This is a genomic window from Synechococcus sp. HK05, from assembly GCF_019104765.1.
Classification (GTDB): domain Bacteria; phylum Cyanobacteriota; class Cyanobacteriia; order PCC-6307; family Cyanobiaceae; genus Vulcanococcus.
Genome location: NZ_JAHRXJ010000004.1, coordinates 222,602 through 241,800 on the forward strand (window position 1 = coordinate 222,602; position 19,199 = coordinate 241,800).

Here is a 19,199-nt window from a genome sequence, read left to right on the forward strand (position 1 = left end):
AGGAGTCGTCCTGTACCAAGGGTGCACTAGAGGCATGCACCAGAAAGGCCAGAACAGCAGACCCTGCGAGCGTGCCTTGCGTGGTCAGTAGGCGAGTGGTTCGGCCTTAGCCCGCCTGGGCATGGCCTTGCACATGCTCTCCTCAACCTTGAGGACCGCAGCGCTGGCATCGGGCTCAGAAGCCAGCGAACCGGAAAAACTGTCAGTCAAATTGTCAGTCAACCTGTCAGCCAGTCTTGAGTCTTGACTCTGCGAGACTCATTGCGCTGCAGGGGGTGAACCGCTGTGCCGTTCTGCCCCAGATTCCGACCTGGATAAACCAGAAGGGGAGTCAAAGCGAAGATTCGTTTCCGGCTACGAGGCCGGTCTACGGCACTGTCGCGACAGACGCCCCAAGTCGAAAAGGGAGTCAGATCAGAAAACTGTAGAAGGCAGTCACCAACACAGCAGTCCGCGCAAATCCTAAGACGACTGCTCAGCCCCAGGACGCTGCGGCAGCGGCCAGATCTGCCGCACCTGCTCGAGCCGCGCCATCGCTTCCTGACGCCGGGCCGCTGGATCCGACTGCTGGAGCAACACCGTGATGTGGCCAAGCTTGCGGCCGAGGGACGAGCCTGCCTTGCCGTACCAGTGGAGATGAGCATTCGGCAGGGCCGAGAGCGCCTGGCGTTGGGCTTCATAGGCCGCAGCAGGATCATCGGCAGGGCGGTGCTCAAAACCGAGCAGATTCACCATCAAGGCACCAGGGCTTTGAAGGGCAGGTTCGCTGAGCTGCTCCCCTGCCACCGCCAGAAGCTGCAAATCGAACTGACTGAGGTCGCAGGCCTCAATGGAGTAGTGGCCTGAGTTGTGGGTCCGCGGGGCCAGCTCGTTGATCATCAAGCCGCGGGGCCCATAGAACAGCTCCATCGACAGCACACCCACGTAGTTGAGGGCCGTGAGCAGGGACGCCGCCATGTTGCGCACGGCCTGTTGCAGGGCGTGGGGGGCCTCGTAGGGCGCCAGCACCCAGTCGCACACCTGTTGGTACTGATGGGTTTGCACCACCGGTAGGCACACCACATCCCCGAACTGGTCACGGGCCGCGACCACAGCCAGCTCCAGCTCGAAGTTCACGAACTCCTCAACAATCCAGTTGCTGGGATCCACCCGGGCCAGCAGGGCATCGAGATCGCCGTCGCTGCGGAGCACGGCGGTGCCCTTGCCGTCATAACCACCGCTGGCGGCCTTGGCCATCAATGGGTAGGCAAAACCAGGCGGCAGCTGGGGTGATGCCACCGCAGCTGCCTGGATCGACGCTGCTGCTGCACCACCGCCAGCAGCAGCGGCCTCGGGGGGCTCCGGCGGTTCGTGCACACGCTCCAGCGGGAACCAAGCCGGTGAGGGGAGGTTGAAGCGATTGAGGAGCTCCCGCTGACTGCGCTTGCACACCAGCGGCCGCAGGGCCTCGAGATCCGGCACAAAGCGCACGCCGGCGGCAGCCAGGGGTGCGAGGCCGTCGAGGTCGACCCATTCGTTCTCAAAGCTCACCGCGCTGCAGCGCGAAGCCAATTGCTGTGTGGCCGCCACATCCCGCACACCGGCCTGAATCACCGACGTGGCCAGGCTCACCGCCGGATCATGGGGGCCGGGGGTCTGCACATGCAACTCCACGCCGCGGCGACGCGCAGCCTCAGCCAGCATCCAGGCCAGCTGCCCGCCGCCCACGATTCCGATCGATGGGGCTGCGCCCATGCGCACGATTGATCAATGGATCAATGTCGCATCCACACGGACGGGGCCGTGGCTGGCGGCCTCAGCTGAAACCTTTGTCACCGGCGAAGGCAAAGCGCACCAGGCTGAGCAGCAACACGATCACAAACAGCGCCAGGCCCACCGTGCAGGCGTAGCTGATCTCCAACTCCGCGAAGGCCTGGTCGTACACGTAGTACACCAGGGTTTTGGTGGCATCGGCCGGGCCACCCTGGGTCATCAGGAACACCTCTTCAAACACTTTGGTGGCCGCGATGGCGGAAATCACCGCCACCAGCGTCACGTAGGGGCGCAGCAGCGGCAGGGTGATGTCGAGGTGTTTGCGCCAGCCTTCGCTGCCGTCCAGTTCGGCGGCTTCGTAGAGGTCCGCGCTGATGCCCTGAAGTCCGGCCAGAAAGATCACCATGTAGTAGCCGAGGCCTTTCCAGAGGGTCACCACCATCACCGAGGGGAGAGCCAGTAGCGGATTGGTGAGAAAGCCAATCGGTTCAAAACCAGCCGGGAACAGGGCGCTCAGCCAGCCGTCGCGCGTGAGCGCGCTCAGCCAACCGTTAATCAGTCCGGTTTCGGCATAAAGCCAGCGGAAGGCAATCGCTGCCACCACGATCGACACCAGCACCGGCGTGTAGAAGGCGGCCCTGAACCAATGGATGCCGGGGAGCTGGCGGTTCACCAACACCGCCAGCGCCAGCGAGCCGAGCACCACCGGAGGCACCACACCCACCAAGTAGAGCAGCGTGGTGCCGAGCACCTTGAAAAACATCGGGTCGCTCAGCAGGCGGCGGATGTTCGCCAACCCCACAAACTGCAGCGGCTCACTCACATCCAGACCGCTCTGGGTGAAGCTCATCACCAAGGCCATGGCGGCTGGAATCAGCACCGATAAGCCGATCAACACCAAGCCCGGGGCCAGAAAGCCCCAGGCGGTTGTGGAAGACGCACCGGTGCGGGGGGAACGCTCAGCCATGCAGCCAGCCGTGATCGCGCCATTGTGGGAGATCTCTTCCGATCAGCCAGTCGCCCCATGCTGAGCAGCCCGGCCCCGCGGACCAGCGATCCGCTGGAGGTGCTGCAACGGGTGTTCGGCTATGCCCGCTTCCGCGGCCCGCAAGAGGCCATCGTGCGCCACGTGATCGGCGGGGGATCCGGCCTGGTGCTGATGCCCACCGGCGGCGGAAAATCCCTCTGCTATCAGGTGCCGGCGCTGTGCAGATCAGGACTTGCGGTGGTGATCTCGCCGCTGATCGCCCTGATGCAGGATCAGGTGGAAGCTCTCCAGCAGCTGGGCATCGCGGCGGCCGCCCTGCACTCCGGCCTGGAAGCCGAAGACAGCCAGCAGGTGTGGCGCCAGCTCAGCGCGGAACAGTTGGATCTGCTTTACGTGTCGCCGGAGCGGCTGCTGAGCGGTGATCTGCTGGAGCGGCTGGGCAGCGCCCCCCTGGCGCTGTTCGCCATCGACGAAGCCCATTGCGTGTCGCAGTGGGGGCACGACTTTCGCCCGGAATACCGCCAACTCGATCAGCTGGCGCAGCGCTTCCCTCAGGTGCCGCGGCTGGCCCTCACCGCCACCGCCGATCCGCGCACCCAGATCGACATCCGCGAGCGGCTGCAGCTGCAGCAGGGCGAGGTGTTCCTGGCCAGCTTTGATCGACCCAACATCCGCTATCTCCTGCGCCACAAACAGACCGGCAGCGCGCAGTTGCTGCAGTTCCTGGCGGAGCACCAGGGCGAATCCGGGATCGTGTACGCCCGCTCCCGCAGCCGGGTTGACCGCATCGCGGCCGAACTGAAGGCCGCTGGCTTCGATGCGATCGGCTATCACGCCGGCATGGATTCGGAGGCGCGGCGCCAGGCGCTGCAGCGCTTCCGCCTGGGCAGTGGCGTGGTGGTGGTGGCCACCATCGCCTTCGGCATGGGCATCGACAAGCCCGATGTGCGCTTCGTGGCCCACGTCGACCTGCCCAAGAGCCTGGAGGCCTACTACCAGGAGACGGGGCGGGCCGGCCGCGATGGTTTACCGGCGGTGGCCTGGATGGCCCACGGCGCCGGCGACATCCCGCAACTGCGCCGCTTCATCGACGACTCGGGCGCCAGTGAGGAGCAGAAACGGATCGAGCACGGCAAGCTCGAGGCCCTGATCGCCTTCAGCGAAGCCAGCGGCTGCCGGCGCCAGGTGCTGCTGCGGCACTTCGGCGAAACCCTGGCCGAGCCCTGCAACAACTGCGATGGCTGCCTGGAGCCGCAACAGCGCAGCGACTGCCGCGTGGCCGCCCAGAAAGCCCTCTCCGCGGTGTATCGCACCGGCCAGCGCTTCGGTGCCGCCCATGTGGTGGATGTGCTGCTCGGCGGCAACACCGAACGCATCCGCACGCTGGGGCACGACCAGCTGAGCGTGTACGGCATCGGCCAGGAGCTCGACCGCGGCCAGTGGCGGGCGCTGCTCCGCCAGCTGGTGAGCCTGGGGGCCTTGATCTCACCGGCGGACGCCAAGGGTGGGTTGTGCTTTGGTCCACCCGAGCTGGTGCAACCGCTGCTGAAGGGCGAACAAGAGCTGGCCTTTGTGCTGCCACCACCAGCCAAGGAGCAGCGCCGGCGGACTGCAACCTCCAGCGGCGGGGCCGCCGCGGCACCAGTGAGTGCCGACGATCCCCTGTTTGCTGCGTTGAAAACCTGGCGACGGGAACAGGCCCGCAGCCAGGGGGTTCCGCCTTATGTGGTCTTCCACGACCGCACCCTGATGGAACTGGCCGCTGCACGACCCCATTCCCTGGCAGCCCTCGGCGAGGTGAGCGGCATCGGCAGCGCCAAGCTGGAGCGCTACGGCGAGGCCCTCCTCGACGTGCTGGCAGCGGCTGGCGACCGATAGCCTCAGGCGACAGAAGCGTTGTTCCATGAGCGCCACGGCCGCCGCGATCCGCACCATCGAGGTGGCGCTCTCCACCAATCCCTATCCGGTGGTGATTGGCGAGGGAGCCCTGCAGACGCTCGGGGCACAAATCGGGGCGCAAGGCATCAAAGCCGGCACCAAGGTGCTGGTGGTCACCAACCCGGTGGTGAACGAGCACTACGGCGCCACGGCGTTGCGCAGTCTTGAGGCCGCGGGCTTCAACGCCAGCGTGCTGGTCATTGAGGCCGGGGAGGATCAGAAAACACCGGCCACCGTGGCGCAGATCCACGACACGGCCTTCGCGCGCAAGCTGGAGCGCGGCTCTCTGATCGTGGCCCTGGGCGGCGGTGTGGTGGGCGATATGGCGGGGTTCGCCGCCGCCACCTGGCTGCGGGGTATCGCCGCGGTGCAGGTGCCCACCACGCTGCTGGCGATGGTGGATGCCTCGATCGGCGGCAAAACGGGGGTGAACCATCCCGGCGGCAAGAACCTGATCGGTGCCTTCCACCAGCCGCGGCTGGTGCTGATCGACCCCGACACGCTGCAGACCCTGCCGGAGCGCGAGTTCCGGGCCGGCATGGCGGAAGTGATCAAATACGGCGTGATCGGCGATGCCGCGCTGTTTGAGGAGCTGGAGGCGTCCGGTGAGCGGTTGAGCTCGATGGCCAGCCTGCCTGCCGAGCTGCTGCAGAGCGTCCTGGAGCGCTCCGCAGCCGCCAAGGCCCGCGTGGTGGCCGCCGATGAGCGCGAGGGCGGGCTGCGGGCGATCCTCAACTACGGCCACACCCTGGGCCATGTGGTGGAAGCGCTCTGCGGCTACGGCACTTACCTGCACGGCGAAGCCGTAGCGATCGGGATGGTGGCCGCCGGAGAGCTGGCACTGGAGCTGGGCCTGTGGAGTTCGGAGGATCAGCAGCGCCAGCGGGCGGTGATCGCCGCCGCAGGCCTGCCGGTGCGCTGGCCAGAGCTGGAGCCAGAGGCCGTGCTTGCGTGCCTGCAGGGCGACAAGAAGGTGCGCGACGGCACGGTGCGCTTCGTGCTGCCCACCAGCCTCGGCACGGTGGAGATTCGCAGCGATGTGAGCGGCGAGCAGGTGCTCGCCGCCCTGGAGCGCTGCCGCTGAACAGCCATCAGCTGATCGAACGCACCGCCCGGGCGATCTCCTCAAGCCATGGGTGGGTCCTGAAGAAACAAGGCCGGCGGCGGCGATGTCGAGCCCTGCCGCTGAAAAGCCAGCCAACGGAAATCACCCAACGCATGAGGATCCACGAGGCGCAGCATGGCCTCCCGCCGACTGAGCAACGCATCAAGGGGTACGCCGCTCTGCTGCTGCAGACCGTGTAGGCGCTGCGCGAGCCCGAGCGCCAGCAGTGCTTCACCCTGGCGGCGGTGGCCGAGGCTGCGCCAGCCGGAAGCACCCGCGCCCGCCTCCAGGCTCTCGATGCAGAGGTGGGCGGTGAGATCCCAGTGGCCCGGCTCGAGCAGTGGATCGTTGCTGGCCTGCTGCTGCCGGTAAGCCATCAGGGTGCCGTTGCTGCGCTGGGGCCCGTAGTAGCGCCAGGCCTCATGGGCGTAATCGATCACCAGCAACGCCCCATCGCTGAGGGCTGAGGCCGCCTGCTGCAGCCAGGGGCCAAGGCCGGGATGGAGCTCGGTGCACCAGCCGCTCTGGCGCTGCGCGCCGGCCGGCACCAACCCGAGGGGCTCGAGCTGCTCAGCCACGTGGGGCTCCAGGGGTTCGCCGGGCTCGAGCCGCAGCGAGGGCCCTGCCGCAGGGTCCTCGTGCAGGGCCACCCGCTGGCGGCGCCAGAGGGCGCCGTCCCACTCAATCCGCTCCACCGCCAGGGCATCGAGCACTTCATGGGCCAGCAGCACGCCGCGCACTGGCTGCTCCGCCAGCTGCTCGAAACTTAGCCAGCGGCAGGGCAGGGGTGCATCCGCCAGTCGGGCCCGCTGACGCGCGGCCATGCCGGCATTGGGCTCCACCATCACGAGCTCCGTGCGCGCCGCCAGCTGGGGCCACTGGCGCTGCAGGGCCTGAGCTAGTTGCAGGGCCAGATCGCCCTCGCCGGGGCCGGCTTCCACCAGGGCCAGGGGTTCTGCGCCGGGCAGGGCCTCCAGCCATTGGGCGATCTGCGGAGCGAGCAGTTCAGCGAAATCAGGGCCGAGGGAGGGGGAGGTGGCGAAATCGCCGCGGGGGCCCACCTGCAGCCGGCCCGCGCCGTAGGCGCCGTGCTCGGGATCGTGGAGGGCCCACTGCATGTAGGTGAGAAACGGCACCGAGCCACCCGCCGCGCGCAGGCGCTGCTCCAGCCAGGCGGGAGCGGGGTGCGAGGGCGTGGCGGCAGGGCTCACGACGGGGCGAGAGGTTGAGGGAGAATGCTCGCCACTGAAGCAGGCGCCATGAATCGAGTGATCAGCAGGCTCGCAGGAGTGGTGATCGGCCTGGTGCTGCTGCTGGGCTTGGGTGCCGCGCCGGCCCTCGCCTACGACAACCCCGATCTGCTGCCCGATCACCCCACCCCGGTGATCGATCTGGCGAAGATCCTCACCGACAACCAGCGCGCCGCCCTGGAAGCCGAACTCGATGACTTCGAAGCCGTGAGCGGCTGGAAGCTGCGGGTGCTCACCCAGTACGACCGCACGCCGGGTCTTGCGGTGAAGGACTTCTGGGGGCTCGATGAGCGCAGCCTGCTGCTGATCGCTGATGAGCGCGGCGGCAACCTGCTCAACTTCAACGTGGGGGATGCGCTCTTCGCGCTGATGCCACGCACCTACTGGGTGGAGCTGCAGACGCGCTTCGGCAACGTGTACTACGTGCGCGATCACGGCCAGGACGCCTCGATTCTCGATTCTCTGCACACGGTGAAGGGCTGCCTTGAGATCGGTGGCTGCCAGGTGGTGCCCGGCCTCCCCCAGGAGCAATGGCTGCTCACCCTGGCCACCTCCATTCTGGGCGGAGTGATCGTGGGTTTCGCCGCCTACCCCCGCAAGCCTGAACACACGGTGGAGTGGGCCTGGGTGCTGCTGCTCTCACCCCTGTGGGTGATCCTCTTCGGCGTGTTTGGCATTGCACCGATCATCACCCGCACGCCCGACCTGCTGCCGTTGCTGCGGAACGCGCTCGGGTTTGTGGGCGCCATCGTGGCCTCCTACCTGATCGCTCAGAACACCGTTGGCAAGCAGCGCCTCAAAGACAGTGAGAGCTGATCACACGCCCTGAGCCACGCTGCGGGGGCCGACGCGGTCGAGCCTCTCCAGGCGGCACCGCAGGGAATCCACCGGCTCGCAGGCCGGCTCTTCAGCCACCGGGGCGGTGACACCAGCCAGGGCGCGCAATTCGGCCAGATTGGCTTCGTAGAAGGCCTTCAGGGCGACATAGCGCTTCACCGGCTGGCCGTAATAGCTCCGGCCAGCCAGGGTGGGGAACGAGGCCCACTCCGGAGCCAGCTTGGCGGCCAGATGCGGGGTGAACATGCCCTGATCCGCCAGGTGCAGCGCCCCACGGCGTTGAATCAGAAACAGGGCTGCCTGATCCTGCACTTCAGGGCCAAAGCCCTGCAGCCGGAGGCTGCGGCTGGCGAGAGCCCAGGTGAACGGCATGAATTGGTAAGCGCCAGCCGCTGCACTGGCGTAGCGACCGGTGGACACAACCCGATCCGGATGGCGGTCGAGGCCGGGCATCAGGCCACCACCAAACATGATCCGGTAACCCACATCGTGACCGCGGGCCCAGGTGCCTTCGGCGTAGCGAATGGTGTTCAACAGGGCACGCCGCTCAGGCGTGAGGGCATAGCGAAAGAAGCGATCCAGGGCCGATGGTCCATCGCTCACGTTGAGCATGGCCAGCTGAGAGCGAGGGCGGCCCAGCTCAAGCGGGGGCGCGGGCCTGGCTGCAACCAGACCATGGCCCTGGGATTCAGCGCGAGCTGGCGCACTGACAGCGGCGCCAAGCAGGGAGAAGCCAAGGCCAATCAGCGCAACGCGCTTGGCACGAACCCGAGATGAAGTGAACAGCAAACGAATCAAGTGGTGAACAACAGGCCCCGCAGGCGCTTAACACCCACAAAGCAACGACCGTTGCGGAGCCCTTGATCGATGATCAAGACGCGACAATTCAAGGAATTGCACGCAAAGCACCAAACAACCAGTCAGGCAGAAGCTTTCTGAAAAGAATTCGCTGGTGCGACTAGCATTTGATGCGGTGAGTTTGCCTCACTAACCAAACCAAGGAAAGCTCACTCGTGCCAGCGCAAAAAGCGTCTACCATCATTAAGAACCCGCTCAACGGATTCAAATCAGCCTCAGGCACTGAGTTTTGTACGGCAACTCGCCGCACAGTTCCTATCGATTGCCGGCTGCATTTGCGCGGCTCGCTGTAGCCAAAATCACAGCAGCTGCTTGGTCGGCGCCATCGGCCGGCAACGCCTGTGCGCTGGGCTGCAGCAGCGGCTGATCGAGTTGCCAATCGCCCTGCTCCAGCTGCTCACGGCTGAGCAGGCGGTGCCATCCATGCCGCTGCAGGGCCTCCTCCAGTACAGGCGCCTCCGCGAAACCCTCTCGTCGCACCAGGTGCACGCCGATCCCAGCGGCGAGCGCCTCACAGAAGGTGCTGTAGCCCGGTTTGGTGAGCAGGCGGCTACAGAGCGGCATCAGCTCCAGAGGGCGCAGATCGGGGGGAATCAGCGTGGCGTTGGGCGCGGCCGCCAGTGCGGCATCACTCACCAGAAAGTGATGATTCGGCCAGCGCTGCAGCAGCTGAGGCGCCAAGGCCAACCCCAGACCGCCAAAGCCCACCAACACCAACTGCTCGCGGGGCGCCGTGAGCTGCAGCCGAGCGCGCAGACCCTCAGGCCCGAAGCGCGCCCGCCCTGGTGTGAGGCCCACTGCAGTGGCGGGCACATCCCAATCCATCGGCATGGAGAAGGGGCAGCGAATCAGGGCGTTCCCTCGCCGGTAGGCCTTAAGCGCCCGATCGGCCCAGCCCCTGAAGGCCCCGCCCATGGGCCTGTAGATCGCATCCCAGCCGAAGTTGGCCATCCACACCAACGGTGCATCAAGAGCTGCAGCCAGGGATGCCGCAGCCGGCGCCACATCGCCGAGCACCAGCACCGGCTCCCGCTGGGCCCGCAGCCAGGCCAGCTCGGCCTCAAGCTGAGCTGGGAGGCGCTGCTCGAGCTGCTCCAAAGCCGCCAGGGTGGCCGCGGCATCGGCACCGAGGGCATCCGCCTGGATCACGCCCACATCCCAGCGGCAGGGGCGCTGCTCAAAGGGCACCGGCCCAAACGCCAGCTGCAGAAAAGCCGGCGCCAGCGGGGTGGAGAGCACCAAGCGCCAGTGGGGGCGCTGCTGATGCAAGGCCGTGAGCACCGCCGCCACCCGTGATCCATGGCCAAAGCCATGGCCGCTCACGCAGGCGTAAATCAGCACGCCTGCAACTCCGCGGCACGCATCAGGGTCTGGCGGTAGCGCAGGTCGCCAGCCGGGCCATACCAGCGATGGCTGATCTCCTGAAGCTGCCCATCGCGCCACACCACCCAACTGAAATGGCGCAGGGGCTGGCCCTGCTCATCATGGCTATGGCGCGGCACAAAGGCCGTATTGAGGTAGGCCGTGCCGGCTCGATCCACGCAGTAGCTGAGCCGCTCTCCCTGGCCCCGCTTGAGCCTGTGATGCATGTGCCCGAACACCACCAGGGGCAGGGGCCGATGGCGGCGGATCTGATCGATCGCCAGGGCGAGATCCTGATCCCCCCAATCGCAGGCCGGGGCTTTCCAATCACGGCCGCAGGGATCAGCGGCAGCACTGCCCAGACCACTGGGTCCGCAATGGGCCAGCAGGATCAGCGGCAGGCTGGGATCGGCCCGCAGAGCCGCGGCACTGATCCGCGCGGCGGACTCTTGCAGGGTGGTGGGACCAAACACGGCCTGGGCGGCTTGATTGAGGTGAAAGCCGCCACCGGCGCTGGCGGGGCGACCACCCACCACAGCGAGGCCCGGGGGCTGGAGTTCACGCAGATCCCAACCGCAGTGCCGATCTCCCAGGGCGTCGAGCTGGCGCTGCAGCGTGCGGCCACTGGCATCGCGACCGGTGTCGTGGTTGCCGAGGATGCAGGCCAGGGGCAGGGGCAACTGGGCCAGCCGTGCCGGGATCCGCACCTGGCCATCACTGAGATCGCCCACCACCAGCAGCGCATCGGGGCTGAGCTGCTCAAGTAGCTGTTCATCCACCGCGTCCCATTGCCCATGCAGATCTCCGGCGATGGCGATGCGGAGCTCGGCCAAACGGATGCCTAGGCTCACGCCATCCTGCATCAGGTAGGGCCTGGTCCTTGGTTTTCGCGGCTGCCCAGAACACCACCGGCGGTTGCCCGCCCCACGCGCAGCTGCCGGCGGCGATCGCCGAGCTAAAGCGGCAGCGCAACGCCGTGATCCTGGCGCACTACTACCAGGAGCCTGAGATTCAAGACATCGCTGATTTCATCGGCGATTCGCTCGAACTCTCACGCAAGGCCGCCGCCACCGACGCCGACGTGATCGTGTTCTGCGGCGTGCATTTCATGGCGGAGGTGGCCAAGATCCTCAGCCCGGAGAAAGCGGTGCTGCTGCCGGATCTCGAGGCCGGCTGCACCCTCGCCGATGCCTGCCCCGCCGATGCCTTCGCCGCCTTCCGCGCTGAGCACCCCGAGCACCTGGTGGTGAGCTACATCAATTGCTCAGCGGCGGTGAAGGCCCAAAGCGACCTGATCTGCACCAGCAGCAACGCCGTGGATCTGGTGAAACAGCTCCCCGCCGATCAGCCGATCCTGTTTGCCCCGGATCAGAACCTCGGCCGTTGGGTGCAGAGCCAGAGCGGCCGCGAGCTCACCCTCTGGCCCGGCAGCTGCATCGTGCATGAAACCTTCAGCGAGCAGGCGCTGCTGCAATTGAAGCTCGAGCACCCCGGAGCTGAGGTGCTCGCTCACCCGGAGTGCCAGCAGCACCTGCTCGATCACGCTGATTTCATCGGCTCCACCAGCGCCCTGTTGCGCCGCTCGGAGGCCAGCGAAGCCACCAGCTTCATCGTGCTCACCGAGCCCGGGATCCTGCATCAGATGCGCAAGGCCGTGCCCGGCAAAGCGTTCTATGAGGTGCCGGGTGCCGACGGCTGCAGCTGCAACGCCTGCCCCTACATGCGCCTCAACACGCTGGAAAAGCTGTGGCAATGCCTCACCGACATGGCGCCACAGATCGAGCTGGATGAGGCGATGCGACAGCGGGCGCTGGCACCGATCGAAAAGATGCTGGCGATGAGCCGCTAGTAGCTGTAGTTGGCCACAAACAGGCTGGCATCGTCCGACGGCTCCGATCCAGCCACGTATTGACCTTGGCTGGCTGCGCCGTTGGCACGGGCGCGGGCCAGCAGCGCCGCCTGACCAGCGGCCAGATCCTTCCCGCCCCAGTGCTTGATGCAGGAGTGCTGGAGAGCGCGGCCGTAGGAAAAGCCCAGATGCCAGGGGACGTAGCTCTGGGCAGCGGCCTGATTGATGGCATTGAGGCAGAGGCTGGCATCTTCCTCACTGAGGCCGCCGCTCAAAAACAGAATCGCCGGCACGGCGGCAGGCACGGTGCGGCTGAGGGTGCGAAGGGTGAAGGCGCCCACCTCCTCGGCGGAGGGCTGCTGGGAGCACGCGGCGCCGGCGCAGGTCATCGAGGGCTTGAGCAGGCTGCCCTCGAGAAACACCCCATTCACCGCCAGGGCTTCATAGGTGGTGCGCAACACCCATTCCTGCACCGAGGCCGTGGTGGTGATGTCGTGGTCGCCATCCATCAGGATCTCGGGCTCCACGATCGGCACCAGACCCTGCTCCTGCACGGTTCGGGCGTAGCGAGCCAGGCCCCAGGCGTTCTCGCGCACCGCCAGCTCCGAGGGGGCGCCATTGCCACTGATCTGCAGCACCGCACGCCATTTGGCGAAGCGGGCCCCGCGTTCGTAGTAGCGAGCAGCCCGCTCCGCCAGTCCCTTGAGGCCAGTGCACCAGCTTTCGCCGGCCACTCCGCCGGCCAGGGGTTCCACCCCCTGATCCACCTTGATGCCGGGAACGATGCCCTGCTGTTGAAACAGCGCCACGATCGGCCCGCCACCGGCCTCAGCAGTGCTGTTCTGGAAGAGGGTTTCCTCGTAGAGGATCACGCCGGAGATGTGCTCGCTGAGGCCGTCTGTGGTGGCCAGCAAGCTGCGATAGGCGCGGCGGTGCTCCTCGGTGTTCTCCAGGCCGATGGCATCAAAGCGTTTGCCGATCGTGCCGGTGGATTCATCGGCCGCCAGCAGGCCCGTGCCCGGCGCCGCCAGGGCTGCCGCCGTGGCGGCGAGCTCATCGCGGAAATCGTTGAGGGCCATGGGGGCGGGCCAGCAGTGTCAACCCTTGGCTAGGGACGGGAGGAGGCGGCGTCAACCCGGCGCCGCAGTGGCGCGGCACGGCTGGTGATACTTGGGCGCTGACGCCCTGCGCCCGCCGCCGATGCCCCTTGCCCCCGGCGGCCTGTTGCAGCTCAGCCCTGAAGGGCTCTATTGCCCGGCGGCCAAGGCCTGGATCGATCCCTGGCGGCCGGTGCCCCGCGCCCTGATCACCCACGCCCATGCCGATCACGCCAGGCCGGGCTGCGGTGAGTACTGGGCCATTGGGAGCAGCGAGGGAATCCTGCGGGAGCGCCTGGGCGCCGAGATCAAGCTCCTACCTGTGGACTACGGCCAGCTGCACCGGATCGGCGATGCCCGCGTGTCGTTTCATTCGGCCGGCCACGTGCTCGGCAGCGCCCAGATCCGCCTGGAAGCCGGCGGCGAAAGCTGGCTGGTGAGCGGCGATTACAAACGCTGCGCTGATCCCAGCTGCGCACCCTTCGAGCCGGTGCAGGCCAACGTGATGATCAGCGAAGCCACCTTCGGACTCCCGATCTACCGCTGGCAGAGCGGCGCAGCGGTGGCCGCCGAGATCCTGCAGTGGTGGCGCAGCGCACCGGATCGCCCCTCGGTGCTGTTCTGCTACGCCTTCGGCAAGGCACAGCGGGTGCTGGCGGAGCTGTATCGCCTCGGCGTCCGCGATGAGGTGCTGCTGCATGGCGCCGTGGAGCGTTTGATGGCGCCGTATCTGGAGGCCGGCGTGGCGATGCCGCCCAGCCGACCCCTGGCCCAGCTGGAGCGGGGTGCTGATCTGGCGGGGCGGTTGCTGATCGCCCCGCCGGCAGCGCACCGCAGCCGCGGACTCGGCCGTTTTGCCAAAGCCCAGAACGGCTTCGTGAGCGGCTGGATGGCCGTGCGGGGAGCGCGGCGCCGGCGCGGCTACGGCAAAGGCTTTGTGATGAGCGATCACGCCGATTGGGCCGGCCTGCTGCGAAGCGTGGGCGAGAGCCAAGCGCAGCAGGTGTACGTGACCCACGGCCAGAGCGCGGTGTTGGCGCGCTATCTGCGCGAGGTGGAGGGGATCAACGCCGAACCGCTCGAGGGGCATTTCGAAGCCGAGCGCTTCGACGATGACGACACCGCAGCGGTGGCGCCTCAGGAGCAGGCCTGATGGAGCCGTTCGCCGCCCTGTTCCGTCAGCTCGATGGCACCGGCAGCACCAGTGCCAAGCTCGACGCGCTGGAGACCTATTTCCGCAGCGCCGAGCCAGCTGATGCGGCCTGGGCCCTGGCCCTGCTGCTGGGGAAACGCCGGCGGCGGCTGATCACCGGGCGGCGCTTGCGGGAGATCTGCCTGGCGGCCACGCAACTGCCGGAGTGGTTGTTCGAGGCCTGCCACGCTCAGGTGGGGGATTCAGCGGAAACCGTGGCCCTGCTCTGGCAGCAACACCCCCCTGAGGGTGTCCGAGGTGCTGGGCAACCGCAGCAGACCCTCAGCCACTGGATGACCAGCACCCTGCCCGCGTTGGCGGGGTTACAGGGCGAGGAGCAGGCTGCAGCGGTGGAGGCTTGCTGGCGCGGGCTGGAAGGGGATCACCTGCTGCTGGTGAACAAGCTGCTCAGCGGTGGCTTCCGCGTCGGTGTGTCCACAGGGTTGGTCACCAGGGCTCTGTCCCGCAGCGCCGATCTGGAGGAAGCCCTGGTGGCCCATCGGCTGATGGGCGGCTTTGAACCCAGCGCCGCCAGCTTCGCCAGCCTCACGGCCCCCGCTGAGCACGGCGACGACCTCGCCGCCCGGCCCTATCCGTTTTTCCTGGCCAGCCCCCTGGAGCCAGGGCAGTTGGAGAGCTCCTCCCCCGAGAGCTGGCAACTGGAATGGAAATGGGATGGGATTCGCGGCCAGCTGATCCACCGGGCCGGCGGATGCAGCCTGTGGAGCCGGGGCGAGGAGTTGATCAATGAGGCCTTCCCCGAACTGATCGCCCTGGCGGAGCAGTTGCCGCTGGGAACGGCGCTCGATGGGGAGGTGATCGTGTGGCAGAGCGGCAGCGAGCAGCCGGAACCCTTCGCCAGCCTGCAGCGGCGACTCGGGCGCAAATCACCCAGCCGTTCGCTGCAGAACGAGTGCCCTGCCGCCTTCGTGGCCTACGACCTGCTGGAGCATCAGGGGGTCGACCAGCGCCAACAACCGCTGCAACAGCGGCGACGGCAGCTGGAGCAGCTGCTGGAGCAGTGGGTGCTCAAGGCCGAAGCCGGCGTGCGCGAGCGGCTGCGTTTGTCGCCGGCGCACCGGCTGAGCCGCTGGAGCGAGCTGGAGCCCCTGCGTGAACAGGCGCGCGCCCACCGGGCGGAGGGCTTGATGCTGAAGGCGCTTGATTCGCCCTATCTGGTGGGACGCAAACGGGGCAGCTGGTGGAAACACAAGCTCGAGCCCCTGCGGCTGGATGCGGTGCTGCTCTATGCCCAGGCCGGTAGCGGCAAGCGCGCCAACCTCTACACCGACTACAGCTTTGGCCTCTGGAACGGCGACGGTGCGTTGGTGACCTTCGCCAAGGCCTACTCCGGCCTCGACAACGCCGAGATCAAGGAGCTGGATCGCTGGATCCGAGCCCACACCACCGAGCGGTTCGGCCCCGTGCGGGCCGTGGAGCCGCTCCAGGTGTTTGAGCTGGCCTTTGAAGGCATCCAACCCTCCAAGCGCCACAAATGCGGTTTCGCCGTGCGCTTCCCGCGCATCAGCCGCTGGCGCCGCGATAAGCCCGCCGCCGAGGCCGACTCCCTGGCCAGTGCCCGGGCGCTGATGGAGCAGCAGGCATGAGCGCGCCGCTGGCACCGATCGAAGCCTGGTTTGCGCAGCAGGGCTGGACGCCGATGGCGTTTCAACGCCAGAGCTGGGACGCCTACCTCGATGGCGACAGCGGCCTGTTGCAGGTGCCCACCGGCTCCGGCAAAACCTATGCGGCTGTGATGGGCCCGATCGCCGAGATGCTGGCGGCGCCCGGCGGATTGCAGCTCCTGGTGATCACGCCGCTGCGGGCCTTGAGCCGCGATCTTGCCCTGGCGATCGAGCAGCCAATCAGTGCCATGGGCTGGCCCCTGCGGGTGGCGATCCGCAATGGCGACACCAGCACCCACGAACGCAGCAAGCAACTGCGCAAACCACCCGAAATCCTGATCACCACGCCGGAATCCCTAAGCGTGCTGCTGGCTAATGCCAAGGCACCGGAGCTGTTTGCGCGCTTGCAGGCGGTGGTGCTCGATGAATGGCACGAGCTCATGGGCAGCAAACGCGGCACGCAAACGGAGCTCTGCCTGAGCTGGTTGCGGCGGCAGCGGCCCCAGCTGCGCACCTGGGCGATCAGCGCCACCATCGGCAACCTCGAGGAGGCGGCCCAGGCCGCCGTGGGCGCCGGCGCTGCAGCGCCGCGGATCATCACCGCAAGCATCGAGCGCGCCACCGCGATCCGCTCCCTTCTGCCCGAGTCGATTGATGGGTTCCCCTGGGGCGGGCACCTGGGGCTGCGCATGTATGAGGAGCTGGTGGCGGGGCTGGAGCCGGGGGTGAGCACCCTGCTGTTCACCAACACCCGCAACCAGGCAGAACGCTGGCATCAGTGTTTGCGCTTTGCCTGCCCAGAGATGGATGGGGCCTTGGCGCTGCACCACAGCGCCATCGATCGGGCCGAGCGCGAGGCCATCGAAGCCCGGGTGAAAGCCGGAGAGCTGCGCTGGGTGGTGTGCACCAGTTCCCTGGATCTGGGGGTGGATTTTCAGCCTGTGGAGCGGGTGGTGCAGATCGGCAGCGCCAAAAATCTGGCCCGGCTGCTGCAACGGGCCGGCCGCAGCGCCCACTGCCCCGGCGGCACGTCCCAGGTGCTGTTCATGCCAACCAACGCCCTCGAATTGCTAGAGGTGAGCGCCATGCGCCGGGGGCTGGAGAACGGCTTGGTGGAGCACCGGCGTCCGCCCCAACTGCCGCTCGATGTCTTGCTGCAGCACCTCACCAGCCTGGCCTGCGGGGCAGGCTTCATTCCGCAGCAGGAGCTGGCCACCGTGCGCCAGAGCTGGAGCTTCCGCCAGCTCAGCGACGCGCAATGGCAGTGGTGCCTGGCCTTTCTCGAGCACGGCGGCGAATGCCTGACGGCCTATCCCCGCTACCGCAAGCTTGTGCGCTGCAGGCTCGACAGCGACGAACCAGCCGCCGAGGGGGAGCCCTGGCGCTACCGGGTGCTCGACAAAACGATCGCGCGCCTGCATCGCTTCAACATCGGCACGATCACCGCAGATCGCTCGGTGACCGTGCGGTTTGTGCGTGGAGCGGTGATCGGCCACGTGGAGGAGGCCTTCATCGGGCGGCTCAAACCCGGCGATGTGTTCTTCTTCGCCGGCCGCCAGCTGGAATTCGTAAGGCTGCGGGAGATGACAGCCCAGGTGAAAGCCACCAGCAAAAAAAGCGCCACGGTGCCCGCCTGGGCCGGGGGCCAGATGGCCCTCTCCGATCTACTGAGCCGCCACCTGCGCGACGAGGTGGATCGCTGTGCGCAGGCCCTGGCCGGCGAGGCCCGGCTCGACACACCGGAACTGCAAGCGCTGGAGCCGCTGCTGGAGCGCCAGGCCAACCTCTCCGGGCTACCCCGCAGCGATCAATTGCTCGTGGAGCTGTGCCGCAGCCGCGAGGGCAGCCACCTGTTTGTGTATCCCTTTGAAGGGCGGTTTGTGCATGAGGGCATCGGCTTTCTCTGGGCCTGGCGCCTGGCGCGGCATCAAGCCAGCACGATCACGGTGTCGGTGAACGACTACGGCTTTGAACTGCTGGCCCCGAAGACGTACCCCTTTGAAGCGTTGCTCGATCTCCACGGCGACGACTTGCTCGATCTCGAGCACCTCGAATCGGATCTCGAGCAGGCGCTGAACTTCTCTGAACTCTGCCGGCGCCGCTTTCGGGCCATTGCCCAGGTGAGCGGGCTGATCAGCCAGGCGATGCCCGGCCAGAACAAAACCGGCGGCCAGCTGCAGATCAGTGCCGCCTTGTTGTTTGACGTGTTTCAAAAGCATGAGCCGGGCAGCCTGCTGCTGGAGCAGGCGCGGCGGGAAGTGCTCGATGAGCAGCTGGAGCAGCACCGGCTGCGTTCAGCGCTCGAACGCCTGGCCGGCAGCACCTGGCGGGTGGAACGGATCGCTCGGCCAGGGCCGCTGGCGTTCCCACTGCTGGTTGAACGGCTGAACAGCCGCCTGAGCAATGAATCGCTGCTGGATCGGGTGCAGCGCTTGATTGCAGAAGCCACCCGTGCCGAGGCTTGAGCCAGCCGTCAGCAGCTCGACACAAATCCTTACAACGGGCTGCATCGCCTGATTGGATGCATGAGTCCAGGGGAACGGGGATGACGATCCAACCCGGCAGTTTCGTGAGCCTGCGCTCGCGGCCCAGCGGCACCTATCAAGTGCTGAACGTGGATCCCGACAGCGATCACGTGTGGCTGCGCCGCTGGCCCCTGCGCCGCACCAGCAACCCCAGCTTCGCCGCACCGTTGGCTGATCTATTGGCTGATCTAGAACACCGGGAGGCCGCCTGAACACAACGTCGTCGCCATGATCAGCGCCCTTTTGAACGTTCTCTGGGTGGTGCTGGGCGGCCTGGTGATGGCGCTTGGCTGGTGGCTGGCAGGCCTGGTGTGCGCGATCACGATCGTGGGATTGCCCTGGGCGCGCAGCTGCTTTGTGATCGGCTCCTTTGCCCTGTGGCCATTTGGGCAGGAGGCCGTGAACCGGCGCGAGCTTCATGGCCGCGGTGATCTGGGCACAGGAGCGTTGGGCCTGCTGGGCAATGTGGTGTGGTTTCTGGTGGCCGGCTGGTGGCTGGCGATCGGGCATCTGGCATCGGCCCTGGCCTGCTTCGTCACGATCATTGGCATCCCCTTTGGCATTCAGCACATCAAGCTGGCGCTGATCGCCCTGGCACCGGTGGGCATGACCGTGGTTCCGACGCGCCGCTGACCGGTTCAGACACGGCCACGCGGCCGGTGAACTTTCCACAGGTTTCACGCCAACCCGGGCGATCTCATCAATGCTGGCCCCATGAGTGTTCTGCACTGCCCGCTCTGCATCGGTCTGGCCGTGTTGTCGGTTGGTCGCGCGGTCGCCCATCTCAGCCTCGTGGTGCTCAGCGCAAGGCCCCGGCTGGG

16 protein-coding genes and 1 other RNA gene are annotated in these 19,199 nt (G+C 67.0%); 9 read left to right on the forward strand and 8 right to left on the reverse strand.

The features are described from left to right. Positions 1 to 273 precede the first annotated feature (273 nt). The 3 genes from ssrS to KUL97_RS04470 form a co-directional block, all read right to left on the reverse strand. Positions 274 to 456: non-coding RNA, 6S RNA (gene ssrS, locus KUL97_RS04460), on the reverse strand. A 6-nt stretch (positions 457 to 462) separates the two neighbouring features. After that, a complete protein-coding gene (locus tag KUL97_RS04465) occupies positions 463 to 1,734 on the reverse strand; it encodes a 5-(carboxyamino)imidazole ribonucleotide synthase (RefSeq protein ID WP_217795769.1) in 1,272 nt (423 codons plus the stop codon). 61 nt (positions 1,735 to 1,795) lie between these two features. Then, positions 1,796 to 2,719 (reverse strand): carbohydrate ABC transporter permease, encoded by a 924-nt coding sequence (locus tag KUL97_RS04470; protein ID WP_217795770.1) that lies wholly within the window; start codon positions 2,717 to 2,719, stop codon positions 1,796 to 1,798. Between the two features lie 57 nt (positions 2,720 to 2,776). On the opposite strand from KUL97_RS04470, the gene recQ reads away from it, so the two are divergent. After that, positions 2,777 to 4,618 carry a DNA helicase RecQ gene (recQ, locus tag KUL97_RS04475; protein WP_217795771.1) on the forward strand — a complete coding sequence of 614 codons (1,842 nt, stop codon included), beginning with the start codon at positions 2,777 to 2,779 and terminating at the stop codon, positions 4,616 to 4,618. Between the two features lie 25 nt (positions 4,619 to 4,643). Next, entirely contained in the window at positions 4,644 to 5,762 is a 1,119-nt protein-coding gene (gene aroB / locus KUL97_RS04480) for a 3-dehydroquinate synthase (protein WP_217795772.1), read from the forward strand. 41 nt (positions 5,763 to 5,803) lie between these two features. Here the strand turns inward: aroB and KUL97_RS04485 are convergent, their stop codons facing one another. Continuing rightward, positions 5,804 to 6,994, reverse strand: coding sequence for a class I SAM-dependent methyltransferase (locus tag KUL97_RS04485; protein WP_368656086.1), 1,191 nt, complete (start codon positions 6,992 to 6,994; stop codon positions 5,804 to 5,806). Positions 6,995 to 7,042: 48 nt separating this feature from the next. Between KUL97_RS04485 and KUL97_RS04490 the strand changes: the two genes are divergently transcribed. Continuing rightward, the gene (locus tag KUL97_RS04490) at positions 7,043 to 7,849 is read left to right on the forward strand and encodes a TPM domain-containing protein (protein ID WP_217795773.1); all 807 of its coding nucleotides are present in this window, start codon (positions 7,043 to 7,045) and stop codon (positions 7,847 to 7,849) included. Here KUL97_RS04490 and KUL97_RS04495 read toward each other — a convergent pair whose 3' ends face one another. The 3 genes from KUL97_RS04495 to KUL97_RS04505 all read right to left on the reverse strand — a co-directional run bounded on the left by KUL97_RS04495 (position 7,850) and on the right by KUL97_RS04505 (position 10,953). Continuing rightward, a complete protein-coding gene (locus tag KUL97_RS04495) occupies positions 7,850 to 8,656 on the reverse strand; it encodes a glycoside hydrolase family 104 protein (RefSeq protein ID WP_217796032.1) in 807 nt (268 codons plus the stop codon). 327 nt (positions 8,657 to 8,983) lie between these two features. Beyond that, complete coding sequence (locus KUL97_RS04500) at positions 8,984 to 10,069, reverse strand: hypothetical protein (RefSeq protein WP_217795774.1); 1,086 nt, start codon at positions 10,067 to 10,069, stop codon at positions 8,984 to 8,986. Beyond that, positions 10,063 to 10,953: a TIGR04168 family protein gene (locus tag KUL97_RS04505; RefSeq protein ID WP_217795775.1), complete on the reverse strand. Its 891-nt coding sequence runs from the start codon at positions 10,951 to 10,953 to the stop codon at positions 10,063 to 10,065. Before KUL97_RS04505 ends, KUL97_RS04500 begins: the two co-directional genes overlap by 7 nt. Before the next feature lie 17 nt (positions 10,954 to 10,970). Here KUL97_RS04505 and nadA point away from each other — a divergent pair, with 17 nt between their 5' ends. Next, on the forward strand, positions 10,971 to 11,939 hold the full coding sequence (gene nadA, locus KUL97_RS04510; protein ID WP_217795776.1) for a quinolinate synthase NadA: 969 nt from the start codon (positions 10,971 to 10,973) through the stop codon (positions 11,937 to 11,939). On the opposite strand, the gene KUL97_RS04515 is transcribed toward nadA, so the two are convergent. Further along, positions 11,936 to 13,018, reverse strand: coding sequence for a class I fructose-bisphosphate aldolase (locus KUL97_RS04515; RefSeq protein WP_217795777.1), 1,083 nt, complete (start codon positions 13,016 to 13,018; stop codon positions 11,936 to 11,938). The genes nadA and KUL97_RS04515 overlap by 4 nt on opposite strands. A gap of 121 nt (positions 13,019 to 13,139) precedes the next feature. Between KUL97_RS04515 and KUL97_RS04520 the strand changes: the two genes are divergently transcribed. The 5 genes from KUL97_RS04520 to KUL97_RS04540 all read left to right on the forward strand — a co-directional run bounded on the left by KUL97_RS04520 (position 13,140) and on the right by KUL97_RS04540 (position 19,011). Further along, positions 13,140 to 14,189, forward strand: coding sequence for a ligase-associated DNA damage response exonuclease (locus KUL97_RS04520; protein WP_217795778.1), 1,050 nt, complete (start codon positions 13,140 to 13,142; stop codon positions 14,187 to 14,189). Further along, entirely contained in the window at positions 14,189 to 15,835 is a 1,647-nt protein-coding gene (locus KUL97_RS04525; protein ID WP_217795779.1) for an ATP-dependent DNA ligase, read from the forward strand. Before KUL97_RS04520 ends, KUL97_RS04525 begins: the two co-directional genes overlap by 1 nt. Next, the gene (locus KUL97_RS04530; RefSeq protein WP_217795780.1) at positions 15,832 to 18,318 is read left to right on the forward strand and encodes a ligase-associated DNA damage response DEXH box helicase; all 2,487 of its coding nucleotides are present in this window, start codon (positions 15,832 to 15,834) and stop codon (positions 18,316 to 18,318) included. The genes KUL97_RS04525 and KUL97_RS04530 overlap by 4 nt, the downstream gene beginning before the upstream one ends. 80 nt (positions 18,319 to 18,398) lie before the next feature. Further along, a complete protein-coding gene (locus KUL97_RS04535; RefSeq protein WP_217795781.1) occupies positions 18,399 to 18,590 on the forward strand; it encodes a hypothetical protein in 192 nt (63 codons plus the stop codon). A 16-nt stretch (positions 18,591 to 18,606) separates the two neighbouring features. Next, positions 18,607 to 19,011, forward strand: a complete 405-nt coding sequence (locus tag KUL97_RS04540; RefSeq protein ID WP_217795782.1) for a YccF domain-containing protein — start codon at positions 18,607 to 18,609, stop codon at positions 19,009 to 19,011. The last annotated feature ends 188 nt before the right edge of the window (positions 19,012 to 19,199 follow it).